This window comes from Escherichia sp. WS1152, from assembly GCF_046487665.1.
GTDB classification, from domain to species: domain Bacteria; phylum Pseudomonadota; class Gammaproteobacteria; order Enterobacterales; family Enterobacteriaceae; genus Escherichia; species Escherichia coli.
The window spans coordinates 1-16,010 of record NZ_JBJQJA010000002.1 but is presented as its reverse complement, the minus strand read 5'-3'; the positions used below and the strand labels follow the sequence as shown (position 1 = coordinate 16,010).

General features: G+C 51.5%; 13 protein-coding genes, 2 rRNA genes and 1 pseudogene. 9 read left to right on the top strand and 7 right to left on the bottom strand.

What is annotated here, in order from left to right:
• Positions 1-228: 228 nt before the first annotated feature.
• Complete coding sequence (gene nadB / locus ACJHW7_RS04010) at positions 229-1,851, top strand: L-aspartate oxidase (protein ID WP_021557094.1); 1,623 nt, start codon at positions 229-231, stop codon at positions 1,849-1,851.
• Here the strand turns inward: nadB and trmN are convergent.
• Positions 1,836-2,573, bottom strand: coding sequence for a tRNA(1)(Val) (adenine(37)-N(6))-methyltransferase TrmN (gene trmN / locus ACJHW7_RS04005; RefSeq protein WP_021557095.1), 738 nt, complete (start codon positions 2,571-2,573; stop codon positions 1,836-1,838). The genes nadB and trmN overlap by 16 nt on opposite strands.
• A gap of 131 nt (positions 2,574-2,704) precedes the next feature.
• On the opposite strand from trmN, the gene srmB reads away from it, so the two are divergent.
• Positions 2,705-4,039, top strand: a complete 1,335-nt coding sequence (srmB, locus tag ACJHW7_RS04000) for an ATP-dependent RNA helicase SrmB (RefSeq protein WP_000219193.1) — start codon at positions 2,705-2,707, stop codon at positions 4,037-4,039.
• Positions 4,040-4,071: 32 nt separating this feature from the next.
• On the opposite strand, the pseudogene ACJHW7_RS03995 reads toward srmB, so the two are convergent.
• Positions 4,072-4,952: pseudogene (locus tag ACJHW7_RS03995) on the bottom strand (LysR family transcriptional regulator).
• A 102-nt stretch (positions 4,953-5,054) separates the two neighbouring features.
• Between ACJHW7_RS03995 and eamB the strand changes: the two are divergent.
• Positions 5,055-5,642, top strand: coding sequence for a cysteine/O-acetylserine transporter (gene eamB / locus ACJHW7_RS03990; RefSeq protein WP_021557097.1), 588 nt, complete (start codon positions 5,055-5,057; stop codon positions 5,640-5,642).
• A 55-nt stretch (positions 5,643-5,697) separates the two neighbouring features.
• Here eamB and grcA read toward each other — a convergent pair whose 3' ends face one another.
• Complete coding sequence (gene grcA, locus ACJHW7_RS03985) at positions 5,698-6,081, bottom strand: autonomous glycyl radical cofactor GrcA (RefSeq protein WP_000627804.1); 384 nt, start codon at positions 6,079-6,081, stop codon at positions 5,698-5,700.
• 304 nt (positions 6,082-6,385) lie between these two features.
• On the opposite strand from grcA, the gene ung reads away from it, so the two are divergent.
• A complete protein-coding gene (gene ung, locus ACJHW7_RS03980; protein WP_001262723.1) occupies positions 6,386-7,075 on the top strand; it encodes a uracil-DNA glycosylase in 690 nt (229 codons plus the stop codon).
• Between the two features lie 47 nt (positions 7,076-7,122).
• On the opposite strand, the gene ACJHW7_RS03975 is transcribed toward ung, so the two are convergent.
• The gene (locus ACJHW7_RS03975; protein WP_000997418.1) at positions 7,123-8,160 is read right to left on the bottom strand and encodes a tRNA/rRNA methyltransferase; all 1,038 of its coding nucleotides are present in this window, start codon (positions 8,158-8,160) and stop codon (positions 7,123-7,125) included.
• A 206-nt stretch (positions 8,161-8,366) separates the two neighbouring features.
• On the opposite strand from ACJHW7_RS03975, the gene trxC reads away from it, so the two are divergent.
• The 5 genes from trxC (at position 8,367) to ACJHW7_RS03950 (ending at position 14,083) form a co-directional block, all read left to right on the top strand.
• Positions 8,367-8,786 carry a thioredoxin TrxC gene (gene trxC, locus ACJHW7_RS03970; protein ID WP_001098726.1) on the top strand — a complete coding sequence of 140 codons (420 nt, stop codon included), beginning with the start codon at positions 8,367-8,369 and terminating at the stop codon, positions 8,784-8,786.
• Positions 8,787-8,854: 68 nt separating this feature from the next.
• The gene (gene tapT, locus ACJHW7_RS03965; protein WP_001362449.1) at positions 8,855-9,553 is read left to right on the top strand and encodes a tRNA-uridine aminocarboxypropyltransferase; all 699 of its coding nucleotides are present in this window, start codon (positions 8,855-8,857) and stop codon (positions 9,551-9,553) included.
• Between the two features lie 31 nt (positions 9,554-9,584).
• A complete protein-coding gene (patZ, locus tag ACJHW7_RS03960; protein WP_000082981.1) occupies positions 9,585-12,245 on the top strand; it encodes a peptidyl-lysine N-acetyltransferase PatZ in 2,661 nt (886 codons plus the stop codon).
• 113 nt (positions 12,246-12,358) lie between these two features.
• Entirely contained in the window at positions 12,359-13,714 is a 1,356-nt protein-coding gene (gene pssA, locus ACJHW7_RS03955) for a CDP-diacylglycerol--serine O-phosphatidyltransferase (protein WP_000949265.1), read from the top strand.
• Between the two features lie 45 nt (positions 13,715-13,759).
• Positions 13,760-14,083, top strand: coding sequence for a YfiM family lipoprotein (locus tag ACJHW7_RS03950; RefSeq protein WP_001300818.1), 324 nt, complete (start codon positions 13,760-13,762; stop codon positions 14,081-14,083).
• Here ACJHW7_RS03950 and kgtP read toward each other — a convergent pair.
• From kgtP to ACJHW7_RS03935, 3 genes are all read right to left on the bottom strand, one after another.
• Positions 14,080-15,378: an alpha-ketoglutarate permease gene (gene kgtP / locus ACJHW7_RS03945; protein ID WP_000841103.1), complete on the bottom strand. Its 1,299-nt coding sequence runs from the start codon at positions 15,376-15,378 to the stop codon at positions 14,080-14,082. The genes ACJHW7_RS03950 and kgtP overlap by 4 nt on opposite strands.
• A gap of 322 nt (positions 15,379-15,700) precedes the next feature.
• Positions 15,701-15,816, bottom strand: a 5S ribosomal RNA gene (rrf, locus tag ACJHW7_RS03940).
• Positions 15,817-15,911: 95 nt separating this feature from the next.
• Positions 15,912-16,010, bottom strand: a 23S ribosomal RNA gene (locus tag ACJHW7_RS03935); the annotation flags it as partial.

Sequence of the window (16,010 nt, the reverse complement as noted above, 5' to 3'; positions counted from 1 at the left end):
TGAACATCGCATTATCTGTGTAGAAATGCCCATTTAACTGCCTGAAGAGTAACCCAACGGCCTTTTTATTTCACCACCTAATCCTCCACCAGCCAGTAACTTCTCTTTTTCTCGCCGCCCTGCGTCAGCGTGTTTAGCCACTGTAACAAATATTAAAATAGCAGGTGTTTATTCGCACAACATGATGCTATGCTGACCAAACCATGTTTAGTAAATTAAACAAAGAAAATGAATACTCTCCCTGAACATTCATGTGACGTGTTGATTATCGGTAGCGGCGCAGCCGGACTTTCACTGGCGCTACGCCTGGCTGACCAGCATCAGGTCATCGTTCTAAGTAAAGGCCCGGTAACGGAAGGTTCAACATTTTATGCCCAAGGCGGTATTGCCGCCGTGTTTGATGAAACTGACAGCATTGACTCGCATGTGGAAGACACATTGATTGCCGGGGCTGGTATTTGCGATCGCCATGCAGTTGAATTTGTCGCCAGCAATGCACGATCCTGTGTGCAATGGCTAATCGACCAGGGGGTGTTATTTGATACCCACATTCAGCCGAATGGCGAAGAAAGCTACCATCTGACCCGTGAAGGTGGACATAGTCACCGTCGTATTCTTCATGCCGCCGACGCAACTGGTAGAGAAGTAGAAACCACGCTGGTGAGCAAGGCGCTGAACCATCCGAATATTCGCGTGCTGGAGCGCAGCAACGCGGTTGATCTGATTATTTCTGACAAAATTGGCCTGCCGGGCACGCGACGGGTTGTTGGCGCGTGGGTATGGAACCGAAATAAAGAAAAGGTGGAAACCTGCCACGCAAAAGCGGTGGTGCTGGCAACCGGCGGTGCGTCGAAGGTTTATCAGTACACCACCAATCCGGATATTTCTTCTGGCGATGGCATTGCTATGGCGTGGCGCGCAGGCTGCCGGGTTGCCAATCTCGAATTTAATCAGTTCCACCCTACCGCGCTGTATCACCCACAGGCACGCAATTTCCTGTTAACAGAAGCACTGCGCGGCGAAGGCGCCTATCTCAAGCGCCCGGATGGCACGCGTTTTATGCCCGATTTTGATGAGCGCGGCGAACTGGCCCCGCGCGATATTGTCGCCCGCGCCATTGACCATGAAATGAAACGCCTCGGCGCAGATTGTATGTTCCTCGACATCAGCCATAAGCCCGCCGATTTTATTCGCCAGCATTTCCCGATGATTTATGAAAAATTGCTCGGGCTGGGGATTGATCTCACACAAGAACCGGTACCGATTGTGCCTGCTGCACATTATACCTGCGGTGGTGTAATGGTTGATGATCATGGGCGTACGGACGTCGAGGGCTTGTATGCCATTGGTGAGGTGAGTTATACCGGCTTACACGGCGCTAACCGCATGGCCTCGAATTCATTGCTGGAGTGTCTGGTCTATGGCTGGTCGGCGGCGGAAGATATCACCAGACGTATGCCTTATGCCCACGGCGTCAGTACGTTACCGCCGTGGGATGAAAGCCGCGTTGAGAACCCTGACGAACGGGTAGTAATTCAGCATAACTGGCACGAGCTACGGCTGTTTATGTGGGATTACGTTGGCATTGTGCGCACAACGAAGCGCCTGGAACGCGCCCTGCGGCGGATAACCATGCTCCAACAAGAAATAGACGAATATTACGCCCATTTCCGCGTCTCAAATAATTTGCTGGAGCTGCGTAATCTGGTACAGGTTGCCGAGTTGATTGTTCGCTGTGCGATGATGCGTAAAGAGAGTCGGGGGTTGCATTTCACGCTGGATTATCCGGAACTGCTCACCCATTCCGGTCCGTCGATCCTTTCTCCCGGCAATCATTACATAAACAGATAAAAAGCCTGGGTCAGCGCCGTATACGCTTCGGAATAGTTCTGGTCTGGCCCACGAATGACTAAGCGATCGCTAAAGCATTCTCCCGCCTGCGGGGAGAATGCCAGCAGCACCCGATGCGGCAGTCGCGCTTCGTTTTCCGCCACATCCGTCCGCAAACGTAAATGCCAGCCCATGCTTAATGCCAGTTCAGTAAAACCATTACCAATCTGCTCTGGCAGCACCACGCAGAAAAATCCCTCTTCGGTAATGCACTCCGCCGCACAGGTTAGCAGCGATGGGTGATCAAGCGTAGTGGTATAGCGAGCCTGTTCCCGTTGAGGTGTCGCGCACTCTACTCCCTGCTGATAGTAAGGTGGGTTACTGATGATTAAATCGAAGCGTACTGTCTGCTGTGTGATCCACTGCTGAATATCCGCCGTATGGACGTTAATCCGCTCTGCCCACGGGCACTGGTTGATATTTTCCTGCGCCTGCGCGGCAGCTTCACTTTCCAGTTCAACTGCATCAATCATCACGCTGTCATCGGTTCGCTGCGCCAGCATTAATGCCAGCAACCCGCTACCAGTGCCGATATCAAGGCAACGTTTTACCCCAGCCACCGGTGCCCATGCGCCCAATAAAATACCATCCGTTCCCACTTTCATCGCACAGCGATCGTGAGCAACAAAAAACTGTTTAAAAGTAAATCCATTACGACGAAGCACGGATGTAGACTGTGACATGAAAATAAAACCTTGCAGGAAAAACGGCGATAGCACCGGGTGAGAACAATACCCGAGAAGCGATATCCATACAAACAGATGAAGATTGCAGCCGTAACGTCTATAATCAGCGCCCCACACAGAGGTAGAACATGACTGTAACGACTTTTTCCGAACTTGAACTCGACGAAAGCCTGCTGGAAGCCCTCCAGGATAAAGGTTTCACTCGCCCGACCGCCATTCAGGCTGCCGCCATTCCGCCTGCGCTCGATGGCCGTGATGTACTCGGTTCTGCGCCGACAGGCACCGGTAAAACGGCGGCGTATCTGCTGCCAGCGTTGCAGCACCTGCTCGATTTCCCGCGTAAGAAATCCGGTCCGCCGCGTATTTTGATCCTCACCCCAACTCGCGAGCTGGCGATGCAGGTGGCCGATCATGCCCGCGAACTGGCGAAACATACGCATCTGGATATCGCCACCATCACCGGCGGCGTAGCCTATATGAACCACGCGGAAGTGTTCAGCGAAAATCAGGACATCGTGGTCGCCACGACCGGACGTCTGCTGCAATACATAAAAGAAGAGAACTTCGATTGCCGCGCGGTTGAAACGCTGATCCTCGACGAAGCAGACCGTATGCTGGATATGGGCTTCGCTCAGGATATCGAACATATTGCTGGCGAAACGCGCTGGCGTAAACAGACCCTGCTCTTTTCGGCAACGCTGGAAGGCGATGCGATTCAGGACTTTGCCGAGCGTCTGCTGGAAGATCCGGTGGAAGTTTCTGCCAATCCGTCCACCCGTGAGCGCAAAAAAATTCATCAGTGGTATTACCGCGCCGATGATCTTGAGCATAAAACCGCGTTGCTGGTGCATCTGTTAAAACAGCCGGAAGCGACCCGCTCAATTGTGTTTGTGCGTAAGCGTGAGCGTGTGCATGAGCTGGCAAACTGGCTGCGCGAAGCGGGCATCAACAACTGCTATCTCGAAGGTGAGATGGTACAGGGCAAGCGTAACGAAGCGATCAAGCGTTTGACCGAAGGTCGCGTAAACGTACTGGTTGCAACCGATGTTGCTGCGCGCGGTATCGACATTCCTGACGTCAGCCACGTCTTTAACTTCGATATGCCGCGCAGTGGCGATACTTATTTGCACCGTATCGGACGTACCGCGCGCGCCGGTCGTAAAGGCACCGCAATTTCGCTGGTAGAAGCCCATGACCATCTGCTGCTGGGCAAAGTCGGTCGCTATATTGAAGAGCCAATTAAAGCTCGCGTAATTGATGAGTTACGCCCGAAAACGCGTGCACCAAGCGAGAAGCAGACCGGCAAGCCATCGAAGAAAGTACTGGCAAAACGCGCCGAGAAGAAAAAAGCTAAAGAGAAAGAGAAGCCGCGGGTGAAAAAACGCCATCGCGATACCAAAAATATTGGTAAGCGCCGTAAACCAAGCGGAACGGGCGTGCCACCGCAAACGACAGAAGAGTAATCTCAATGCCGGGTTTAAGCCCGGCATTATTTTTATCCCGGCAAAAAACACTCTTCAACACACTGAATAAAAATGTGCATCGCCGGGCTAACCGCTTTTCCAGCATGATGTGCGCACATTGCCGTAATGGCTGCGACTGTTCGCCAAAAGGCAATTCAATTAATTCTCCGCTCTCAAGCTCTTTTTCCACCGCAAAGCGGGGCAAGTAACTGACACCGATATTCGCCGCGACACAACGTTTGATACTTTCAATGCTTAACAGCTCAATGGTAGTTTCCACCGTGATCCGCCGCTGGCGCAGCGTGCTCTCAAATATCTGCCGGAATACACATTGCGGTTCGTTGATAATAAAGCTACAGGCGTTATGTCTTCCCGGCTCAGTAAAATCGACATCTGCAATTTGCGGTGAAGCCACCAGCACCAGTGATTGTTCACCCAACTCTCGTCGATTCAGAGCATCATCATTCCCTACACGATAAAAGACGCCAACATCGGCCTCATCATTCAGTAGCGCATCACGGATCACGTAACAGTTCAGCGACTGCAACGATAAACGCACTTTTGGGGCGCGTTGCCGAAAACGCTGCAACACCTGCGGCATTCGGTAAGAGAGCAACGTTTCGCCCGAAACAACGCGTAGTTCCCCGTCCGGATCCGACTCCTTTTTGGCAGCCTCACGAAGGGTATCCATCACTCTGGTAAGTTCATAGATGTGCGGCAGCAGCTTTTTCCCTTCGCGGGTAAGGCACATTCGTCGACCAATTTTCTCAAATAACTGTACTGAGAACTCCTGCTCAAGCTGCTGAATATGAAAAGTCACCGTCGATTGTGTGCAGCACAATTTTTGCGAAGCTCGCAAAAAGGAACCCTCTTCCACCACGGTTTTAAGCGTAATAAAACGGCGCAGATCCATAACCCCAAACCTATCGAAAATATCGAATTTAGAATGTAAAAACATTCATTTTTTTAAATGTTCCGTGTCGGGTACTGTCTACCAAAACAGAGGAGATAACAAGTGACACCGACCCTTTTCAGTGCTTTTTGGACTTACACCCTGATTACCGCCATGACGCCAGGACCGAACAATATTCTCGCCCTTAGCTCAGCCACAACGCACGGATTTCGTCAGAGTACCCGCGTGCTGGCAGGGATGAGTCTGGGATTTTTAATCGTCATGTTGCTGTGTGCGGGCATTTCGTTTTCACTGGCTGTTATCGACCCGGCAGCTGTGCATCTGTTGAGTTGGGCGGGGGCGGCATATATTGTCTGGCTGGCGTGGAAAATCGCTACCAGTCCAACAAAGGAAGACGGGCTTCAGACAAAACCAATCAGTTTTTGGGCCAGCTTTGCTTTGCAGTTTGTGAACGTCAAAATCATTTTGTACGGTGTTACGGCACTGTCGACATTTGTTCTGCCGCAAACACAGGCGTTAAGCTGGATAGTTGGCGTCAGCGTTTTGCTGGCAATGATTGGGACGTTTGGTAATGTGTGCTGGGCGCTGGCGGGGCATCTGTTTCAGCGATTGTTTCGCCAGTATGGTCGCCAGTTAAATATCGTGCTGGCGCTGCTGCTGATCTATTGCGCGGTACGCATTTTCTATTAATGAAAAAAAGCGGAAGAGGTCGCCCTCTTCCGCTTAGTAACTTGCTACTTAAGCCTTACAGGCTTTCAGTAAAGGTACGAGCGATAACGTCGCGCTGTTGTTCCGGAGTCAGAGAGTTAAAGCGAACTGCATAACCGGATACACGGATGGTCAGCTGCGGATATTTTTCCGGATGCTTAACTGCATCTTCCAGAGTTTCACGACGCAGAACGTTAACGTTCAGGTGCTGACCACCTTCAACGCGAACTTCTGGTTTCACTTCTACTGGAACTTCACGGTACTCAATGTCACCCAGTTTGCTTACTGCAACCACTTCGTCTTCTGCAAAACCTGCTTTCGCAACGATGCAACGCGCTTCGCCTTTTTCGCTGTCCAGCAGCCAGAAAGAGTTCAGCAGATCGTCGTTAGCGGCTTTAGTAATCTGGATACCTGTAATCATGTGATGCCTCCCCGGCAAAATTATTTGATTTGTTCAGCCTGTCGCGGCCAATTGGTAAAACCATTGTTGCTTGAGTGTATATATACTCCTCAAACACCCTTGAATCTTTGATTTAAATCAATAAAAACCACACATCAAGTGTGGTCGCAAATGGATTTTATTGTTTTACATCAACTTATGCGGGTGTGAAATTTTACCAATTTACATTTTTTTGCACTCGTTTAAGTCTAAAAAATGAGCATGATTTTGTTCTGTAGAAAGAAGCAGTTAAGCTAGGCGGATTGAAGATTCGCAGGAGAGCGAGATGGCTAACGAATTAACCTGGCATGACGTGCTGGCTGAAGAGAAGCAGCAACCCTATTTTCTTAATACCCTTCAGACCGTCGCCAGCGAGCGGCAGTCCGGCGTCACTATCTATCCACCACAAAAAGATGTCTTTAACGCGTTCCGCTTTACCGAGTTGGGTGACGTTAAAGTGGTGATTCTCGGCCAGGATCCTTATCACGGACCGGGACAGGCGCATGGGCTGGCATTTTCCGTTCGCCCCGGAATCGCCACTCCTCCGTCACTGCTGAATATGTATAAAGAGCTGGAAAATACTATTCCGGGCTTCACCCGCCCTAATCATGGTTATCTTGAAAGCTGGGCGCGTCAGGGCGTTCTGCTACTCAATACTGTGTTGACGGTACGCGCAGGTCAGGCGCATTCCCACGCCAGCCTCGGCTGGGAAACCTTCACCGATAAAGTGATCAGCCTGATTAACCAGCATCGCGAAGGCGTGGTGTTTTTGTTGTGGGGATCGCATGCGCAAAAGAAAGGGGCGATTATAGATAAGCAACGCCATCACGTACTGAAAGCACCGCATCCGTCACCGCTTTCTGCGCATCGTGGATTCTTTGGCTGTAACCATTTTGTGCTGGCAAATCAGTGGCTGGAACAACGTGGCGAGACGCCGATTGACTGGATGCCAGTATTACCGGCAGAGAGTGAGTAAATTTGCGGGAAAATGCCGGATGGCAAAGTTGCCACCCGGCTGATTTATCAGGCTTTATTCTGACGCCACCATTCGCCAAGAAGAACGCCGGTTGCGACAGAGATATTCAGCCCGGCAACGTTGCCAGTACCATCAATCTTCACGCGCAGATCGTTCGGATCGCGTGCGGCATCCGGTAACCCTTCATATTCCTGACCCAGCACCAGTACCATTTTCGCTGGCAGACTGGTTTTGAACAGCGGTTTACCCTGCTCGCTGGAAGTTGTCACTACGGTGTAACCCGCCTGACGGAAATCATCCAGCACGTTAACAATGTTGTCGCCAGTAATCGGCTGAACGTGCTCTGCGCCGCCTTCTGCGGTACGGATAGCCGCACCCGACTCCAGCAGTGCCGCATCCTGCACCACAACGCCTTTCACGCCGAAGTGCGCGCAGCTGCGCATCATGCCACCCAGGTTATGCGGGTTAGATTCGTTTTCCAGTGCCAGAACGCAATCCTGCGCACCTGCCTGGCTTACCCACTGCTGCACGGTTGTGCCATTACGCTTTTTGATCAGGAAGCAAACGCCGCCGTGATGTTCCGTGCCTGACGCTTTTGTCAATTCCGCTTCATCCACCACATGGTACGCTTTGCGGTTTGCCGCCATCCAGCGCAAGGCTTCTTTAAAACGTGGCGTTACACTCTGAATAAACCAGGCGCGAACAATCGCTTCCGGGCGGCTCTGGAACAGTGCCTGACAGGCGTTTTCGCCGTAGACGCGGGTTTCTTCCGCACGCTGACGACGCAACACTTCCGGATCAATAAAACTTTTACCACTGATACCACCGTGATCGGCCTTTTCCGGCGTCTCATCACCCGGCGCGCGGGAAACCGTGCGCCACGGCGACTCTTCCCACTTGCGGTCACGGGGCTGACTCTGTTTGTCATCGCGGGCGGGGCGACGGCCACCGTCAGCACGAGATTTTCCTGGACGCCCGCCCCCTTTCCCGGTACGCGGGTTGTGGGTACGTTTATCAGAATCATCATCACTGCGGACATACATCACTTTGACCTTGCCGCTTTTACCTTTCATTTCATCGTTCATGCTTTTCTCCACCAGCGCTGCGCGAAGCGCGCAGATTACCCGAAGTCCGCGCGGTTCGCCATGATTTCGTACCAAAGCCTGCGACTATCATACCTATTGAATAAAACAGATTGTTGTCTGGAACAATGTCCCCGATAATATGTAACATATTAGAAACATACCGGCGTCGTTGCCGATAAGTCTCCTTACTCATCCCGAGGTTAGTTATGAATACCGTTTGTACCCATTGTCAGGCCATCAATCGCATTCCCGACGATCGGATCGAAGATGCGGCAAAATGCGGACGCTGCGGTCACGACTTGTTTGACGGAGAGGTGATTAATGCGACCGGTGAAACGCTCGACAAATTGCTGAAAGATGATCTACCTGTGGTGATCGACTTCTGGGCACCGTGGTGCGGCCCCTGCCGTAATTTCGCACCAATTTTTGAAGATGTCGCGCAAGAGCGTAGCGGTAAAGTGCGCTTTGTGAAAGTGAATACCGAAGCTGAACGTGAATTGAGCAGTCGCTTTGGAATTCGTAGTATACCGACGATCATGATTTTCAAAAACGGTCAGGTTGTCGACATGCTTAATGGTGCAGTACCGAAAGCGCCGTTCGACAGCTGGCTGAACGAATCTCTTTAATCTTACCGGGGCGCATCTTGTGCCCCGTTTTCTCCTCTGCGACAATGGTGTTTTTTCGACGCTCTCTTATGACCGAAAACGCTGTTCTCCAGTTACGCGCCGAGCGTATTGCGCGCGCAACACGTCCTTTTCTTGCCCGCGGTAATCGCGTTCGTCGCTGCCAACGCTGTCTTTTGCCAGAGAAATTATGTCTCTGTTCGACAATTACCCCAGCACAAGCAAAAAGCCGCTTTTGTTTGTTGATGTTTGACACCGAGCCAATGAAGCCCAGTAATACCGGGCGTCTGATTGCTGATATTTTGCCTGATACCGTTGCGTTTCAATGGTCGCGTACCGAACCCTCGCAAGATTTGCTGGATCTGGTACAAAACCCGGACTATCAGCCAATGGTGGTCTTTCCAGCCTCGTATGCTGATGAGCAACGGGAAGTGATCTTCACCCCGCCTTCCGGTAAGCCACCGCTGTTTATCATGCTCGATGGTACCTGGCCGGAAGCTCGCAAGATGTTTCGTAAAAGTCCGTATCTGGATAATCTTCCCGTCATTTCCGTCGATCTTTCCCGGCTTTCTGCCTATCGCCTGCGTGAAGCCCAGGCTGAAGGCCAATATTGTACTGCCGAGGTAGCCATCGCACTGTTAGATATGGCCGGCGATACCGGGGCGGCAGCAGGGTTAGGCGAGCATTTTACCCGCTTTAAAACACGCTATCTGGCAGGAAAAACGCAACATCTGGGTAGCATCACAGCAGAACAGTTAGAAAGCGTTTAAAATCATTCGGTCACTTCTGCGGGAGACCGGTATGAGTCAGCGAGGACTGGAAGCACTACTGCGACCAAAATCGATAGCGGTAATTGGCGCGTCGATGAAACCCAATCGCGCAGGTTACCTGATGATGCGTAACCTGCTGGCGGGAGGCTTTAACGGACCGGTACTCCCGGTGACGCCAGCCTGGAAAGCGGTGTTGGGTGTGTTGGCCTGGCCGGATATTGCCAGCTTGCCCTTTACACCCGACCTTGCGGTTTTATGTACCAATGCCAGCCGTAATCTTGCTCTTCTGGAAGAGCTCGGCGAGAAAGGCTGTAAAACCTGCATTATTCTTTCCGCCCCGGCATCGCAACACGAAGATCTCCGCGCCTGCGCCCTGCGCCATAACATGCGCCTGCTTGGACCAAACAGTCTGGGTTTACTGGCTCCCTGGCAAGGTCTGAATGCCAGCTTTTCGCCGGTACCTATTAAACGCGGCAAGCTGGCGTTTATTTCACAATCGGCTGCCGTCTCCAACACCATCCTCGACTGGGCGCAACAGCGTGAGATGGGCTTTTCCTACTTTATTGCGCTCGGCGACAGCCTGGATATCGACGTTGATGAATTGCTTGACTATCTGGCACGCGACAGTAAAACCAGCGCCATCCTGCTCTATCTCGAACAGTTAAGCGACGCGCGACGCTTTGTTTCGGCGGCCCGTAGTGCCTCGCGTAATAAACCGATTCTGGTGATTAAAAGCGGACGTAGCCCGGCGGCACAGCGACTGCTCAACACGACGGCAGGAATGGACCCGGCATGGGATGCGGCTATTCAGCGTGCCGGTTTGTTGCGGGTACAGGACACCCACGAACTGTTTTCGGCGGTAGAAACCCTTAGCCATATGCGCCCGCTGCGTGGCGACCGGTTGATGATTATCAGCAACGGTGCTGCGCCTGCCGCGCTGGCGCTGGATGCCTTATGGTCACGCAATGGCAAGCTGGCAACACTAAGCGAAGAAACCTGCCAGAAACTGCGCGATGCACTGCCAGGACATGTGGCAATCTCTAACCCGCTCGATCTGCGCGATGACGCCAGCAGCGAGCATTATGTCAAAACGCTGGACATTCTGCTCCATAGCCAGGATTTTGATGCGCTGATGGTTATTCATTCGCCCAGCGCCGCTGCTCCCGCAACAGAAAGTGCGCAAGCATTAATTGAAGCGGTAAAGCATCATCCCCGCAGCAAGTATGTTTCTCTGCTGACGAACTGGTGCGGCGAGCACTCCTCGCAAGAGGCACGACGTTTATTCAGCGAAGCCGGGCTGCCGACCTACCGTACCCCGGAAGGAACCATCACTGCTTTTATGCATATGGTGGAGTACCGGCGTAATCAGAAGCAACTACGCGAAACGCCGGCGTTGCCCAGCAATCTGACTTCCAATACCGCAAAAGCGCATCTTCTATTGCAACAGGCGATTGCCGAAGGGGCTACGTCGCTCGATACCCATGAAGTTCAGCCCATCCTGCAAGCGTATGGCATGAACACGCTCCCTACCTGGATTGCCAGTGATAGCACCGAAGCGGTGCATATTGCCGAACAGATTGGTTATCCGGTGGCGCTGAAATTGCGTTCGCCGGATATTCCACATAAATCGGAAGTTCAGGGCGTCATGCTGTACCTGCGTACAGCCAATGAAGTCCAGCAAGCGGCAAACGCTATTTTCGATCGCGTAAAAATGACCTGGCCGCAGGCGCGGGTCCACGGCCTGTTGGTGCAAAGTATGGCTAACCGTGCTGGCGCTCAGGAGTTGCGGGTTGTGGTTGAGCACGATCCGGTTTTTGGGCCGTTGATCATGCTGGGTGAAGGCGGTGTGGAGTGGCGTCCTGAAGATCAAGCCGTCGTCGCACTGCCGCCGCTGAATATGAACCTGGCCCGCTATCTGGTTATTCAGGGGATCAAAAGTAAAAAGATTCGTGCGCGCAGTGCGCTACGCCCATTGGATGTTGCAGGCTTGAGCCAGCTTCTGGTGCAGGTTTCCAACTTGATTGTCGATTGCCCGGAAATTCAGCGTCTGGATATTCATCCTTTGCTGGCTTCTGGCAGTGAATTTACCGCGCTGGATGTCACGCTGGATATCGCGCCGTTTGAAGGCGATAACGAGAGTCGGCTGGCAGTGCGCCCTTATCCGCATCAGCTGGAAGAATGGGTAGAATTGAAAAACGGTGAACGCTGCTTGTTCCGCCCGATTTTGCCAGAAGATGAGCCACAACTTCAGCAATTCATTTCGCGAGTCACCAAAGAAGATCTTTATTACCGCTACTTTAGCGAGATCAACGAATTTACCCATGAAGATTTAGCCAACATGACGCAGATCGACTACGATCGGGAAATGGCGTTTGTAGCGGTACGACGTATTGATCAAACGGAAGAGATCCTCGGCGTCACGCGTGCGATCTCCGACCCTGATAACATCGATGCCGAATTTGCCGTGCTGGTTCGCTCGGATCTCAAAGGGTTAGGCTTAGGTCGACGCTTAATGGAAAAGTTGATTACCTATACGCGAGATCACGGACTACAACGTCTGAATGGTATTACGATGCCAAACAATCGTGGCATGGTGGCGCTGGCCCGCAAGCTCGGGTTTAACGTTGATATCCAGCTCGAAGAGGGGATCGTTGGGCTTACGCTAAATCTTGCCCAGCGCGAGGAATCATGAGTAAGGTACTGGAAATGTTGACCACTTAATCGGGACTGGTGTTATTATTGCCCGCTTATGTCGTCTGCATTGCACAGAGGACCCTTCAATGAACAGAGAAGAAATGCACTGTGATGTTGTCAAAATTTAAGCGTAATAAACATCAACAACACCTTGCCCAACTACCCAAGATTTCTCAATCAGTTGATGATGTCGATTTCTTTTACGCTCCCGCCGACTTCCGGGAGACGCTGCTGGAAAAAATAGCCAGCGCGAAGCAGCGCATTTGCATTGTCGCCCTGTATCTCGAACAGGATGACGGTGGCAAAGGCATTCTGAACGCGTTGTATGAAGCTAAAAGGCAGCGTCCGGAACTGGATGTGCGGGTGCTGGTCGACTGGCATCGTGCACAACGTGGACGCATTGGCGCTGCGGCATCTAACACTAACGCTGACTGGTACTGCCGCATGGCGCAGGAAAATCCGGGCGTAGATGTTCCAGTTTATGGCGTTCCAATCAATACCCGTGAAGCCCTTGGCGTTCTGCACTTTAAAGGCTTTATCATCGACGATAGCGTACTTTATAGCGGTGCCAGCCTGAACGATGTTTACCTGCATCAGCACGATAAATATCGCTACGACCGTTATCACCTTATCCGTAACCGTAAGATGTCAGACATTATGTTTGAATGGGTTACACAGAATATTATGAATGGCCGCGGCGTTAATCGTCTGGATGATGTTAATCGGCCAAAAAGCCCGGAAATCAAGAACGATATTCGTCTGTTCCGCCAGGAGCTGCGTGATGCCGCTTATCATTTCCAGGGCGATGCCGACAACGATCAGCTTTCCGTAACGCCGCTAGTGGGGCTGGGGAAATCGAGTCTGTTGAACAAGACCATTTTCCATCTTATGCCTTGTGCCGAGCAGAAACTAACCATCTGTACGCCATACTTCAACCTGCCAGCAATCCTTGTGCGCAATATTATCCAGTTGCTGCGCGAAGGGAAAAAGGTCGAAATTATTGTTGGTGATAAAACCGCGAACGACTTCTACATTCCGGAAGATGAACCTTTCAAGATAATTGGCGCATTGCCTTATCTCTATGAGATCAATCTGCGTCGTTTCCTGAGCCGTTTGCAGTATTACGTCAATACTGACCAGCTAGTGGTTCGGTTATGGAAAGATGACGACAACACCTATCACCTAAAAGGGATGTGGGTTGATGATAAGTGGATGTTGATCACCGGTAATAACCTGAACCCGCGCGCCTGGCGTCTGGATCTGGAAAACGCCATTTTGATCCACGATCCACAACTGGAGCTTGCGCCGCAGCGAGAGAAAGAACTGGAGCTGATCCGCGAGCATACCACCATCGTTAAGCACTATCGCGATCTGCAAAGTATTGCCGATTATCCGGTGAAGGTTCGTAAACTCATCCGCCGTTTGCGCCGTATCCGCATCGACCGATTAATTAGCCGCATCCTGTAATCACAACCCCGTCCTGTACGGGGTTTGTTTTTTGGAGGCCACGTTTTGCGTATTCTTTTTGTCTGTTCGCTATTGTTACTTTCTGGATGCAGCCATATGGCTAACGATAGCTGGAGCGGGCAGGATAAAGCTCAACACTTTATCGCCTCGGCGATGCTTTCCGCCGCCGGAAATGAATATTCACAGCATCAGGGGATGAGCCGGGATCGCAGTGCCATGTTTGGATTGATGTTCTCTGTCAGTTTGGGGGCGTCAAAAGAGCTTTGGGATAGCCGCCCCGAAGGGAGCGGCTGGAGCTGGAAGGATTTGGCCTGGGATGTCGCCGGTGCAAGCACCGGCTATACCGTCTGGCAACTGACCCGTCACTAAAGACGCATCCCCTTCCCTTTGCGATGTAGCATCAAAGAAACCAGAAACGCCACCACGGCCATCAAGGTCACATACCAGAAGAAGGCTGTTTCCATTCCTATTGATTTCAGCGACAACGCTACGTACTCCGCCGAACCACCAAATATAGCATTAGCGACCGCATATGACAGACCAACGCCTAATGCGCGAACCTGTGCCGGGAACATCTCAGCCTTCAGTATTCCACTGATTGATGTATAAAAACTCACTATCAGCAGGGCACACATCACCAGACCAAAAGCGGCATAAGGCGAGGAAACGTTTTGCAATGCTGAGAGAATAGGAACGGTAAAAATGGCTGCCAGTGAACCGAAACATAACATTGAGGTACGGCGACCAATCTTATCCGACAGCGCGCCAATGAGTGGTTGAATAAGCATGAATACAAACAATGCGGCAGTCATAATGCCACTCGCCACGTTGGCATGCATTCCCGCAGTATTTACCAGATACTTCTGCATATAAGTGGTGAAGGTATAGAAACAAAGGGAGCCCGCAGCGGTAAAACCGAGAACCATGATGAATGCACGGCGATTGCGCCATAATCCTTTCAGAGATCCAGCTTCTTTTAAAGCGCGCGTTTCTTGTTGCGAAGTTTCATCTAACTGACGACGTAACCACAACGCCACAACAGCTAACACAGCTCCTAACGCGAAAGGAATACGCCATCCCCACTCTCTGAGTGCAGCGTCTTCCATGGTGTGTTGTAAAACCACGACAACCAGTAGGGCTAGCAGTTGTCCGCCGATCAACGTCACATACTGAAATGATGCGTAAAAACCTTTGCGCCCTTCAACGGCAACTTCACTCATATAGGTGGCGCTGGTGCCATATTCTCCGCCAACGGATAATCCCTGAAATAAACGCGCGAGAAGCAATAATGCCGGAGCCCACGTACCGATTGTTTCATAACCAGGCAAACAGGCGATTACCAGTGAGCCGAAACACATCATACACACCGATAGCAGCATCGATTTTTTGCGACCATGTTTATCGGCTATGCGGCCAAATAGCCAACCGCCTATTGGGCGCATGAGGAATCCCGCAGCAAAAACACCTGCTGTTTGTAGTAGTTGAGTCGTCGTGTTCCCGGAAGGGAAGAAGATGTGGGCAAAGTAGAGTGAACAGAACGAGTAGACATAGAAATCGAACCACTCGACCAGATTACCTGAAGAGGCCCCCACAATCGCCCAAATGCGGCGACGTGTATCACTACTTGTCAGTTTGCTGTCTGCCGTTACAGTACTTTCAGCCATGCCATTATGTCTCCTGCCGTAATCCGATGCTTTTGTCGGTCGCTTTTGTTTATTTCTTTTGGTAAAGAAAATGTTATACATTTGTTGCGTGTCATTATGCAACCTTAACCATGAATTTAGTTAGCAGGAAAATGGTTATTGAGGAGCTTAAGGATAAATTTCTGGTGAGGAGAACACGTATGGAGGTGGGCAAGTTGGGGAAGCCGTATTCGCTGCTGAATCTGGCATATGTGGGAGTATAAGACGCGCAGCGTCGCATCAGGCATTTTTTTCACCAACGCAAAAAGGCCATCCGTCAGGATGGCCTTTCGCTTTATTTGATGCCTGGCAGTTCCCTACTCTCGCATGGGGAGACCCCACACTACCATCGGCGCTACGGCGTTTCACTTCTGAGTTCGGCATGGGGTCAGGTGGGACCACCGCGCTACGGCCGCCAGGCAAATTCTGTTTTATCAGACCGCTTCTGCGTTCTGATTTAATCTGTATCAGGCTGAAAATCTTCTCTCAATCCGCCAAAACAGCTTCGGCGTTGTAAGGTTAAGCCTCACGGTTCATTAGTACCGGTTAGCTCAACGCATCGCTGCGCTTACACACCCGGCCTATCAACGTCGTCGTCTTCAACGTTCCTTCAG

Excerpts from the sequence above, each read along its gene's own strand:
- trxC (WP_001098726.1), top strand. The coding sequence starts at position 8,367 with ATGAATACCGTTTGTACCCATTGTCAGGCCATCAATCGCATTCCCGAC.
- patZ (WP_000082981.1), top strand. The coding sequence starts at position 9,585 with ATGAGTCAGCGAGGACTGGAAGCACTACTGCGACCAAAATCGATAGCG.
- ACJHW7_RS03975 (WP_000997418.1), bottom strand. The coding sequence starts at position 8,160 with ATGAACGATGAAATGAAAGGTAAAAGCGGCAAGGTCAAAGTGATGTAT.
- kgtP (WP_000841103.1), bottom strand. The coding sequence starts at position 15,378 with ATGGCTGAAAGTACTGTAACGGCAGACAGCAAACTGACAAGTAGTGAT.
- pssA (WP_000949265.1), top strand. The coding sequence starts at position 12,359 with ATGTTGTCAAAATTTAAGCGTAATAAACATCAACAACACCTTGCCCAA.
- ung (WP_001262723.1), top strand. The coding sequence starts at position 6,386 with ATGGCTAACGAATTAACCTGGCATGACGTGCTGGCTGAAGAGAAGCAG.
- nadB (WP_021557094.1), top strand. The coding sequence starts at position 229 with ATGAATACTCTCCCTGAACATTCATGTGACGTGTTGATTATCGGTAGC.
- srmB (WP_000219193.1), top strand. The coding sequence starts at position 2,705 with ATGACTGTAACGACTTTTTCCGAACTTGAACTCGACGAAAGCCTGCTG.
- trmN (WP_021557095.1), bottom strand. The coding sequence starts at position 2,573 with ATGTCACAGTCTACATCCGTGCTTCGTCGTAATGGATTTACTTTTAAA.
- tapT (WP_001362449.1), top strand. The coding sequence starts at position 8,855 with ATGACCGAAAACGCTGTTCTCCAGTTACGCGCCGAGCGTATTGCGCGC.
- grcA (WP_000627804.1), bottom strand. The coding sequence starts at position 6,081 with ATGATTACAGGTATCCAGATTACTAAAGCCGCTAACGACGATCTGCTG.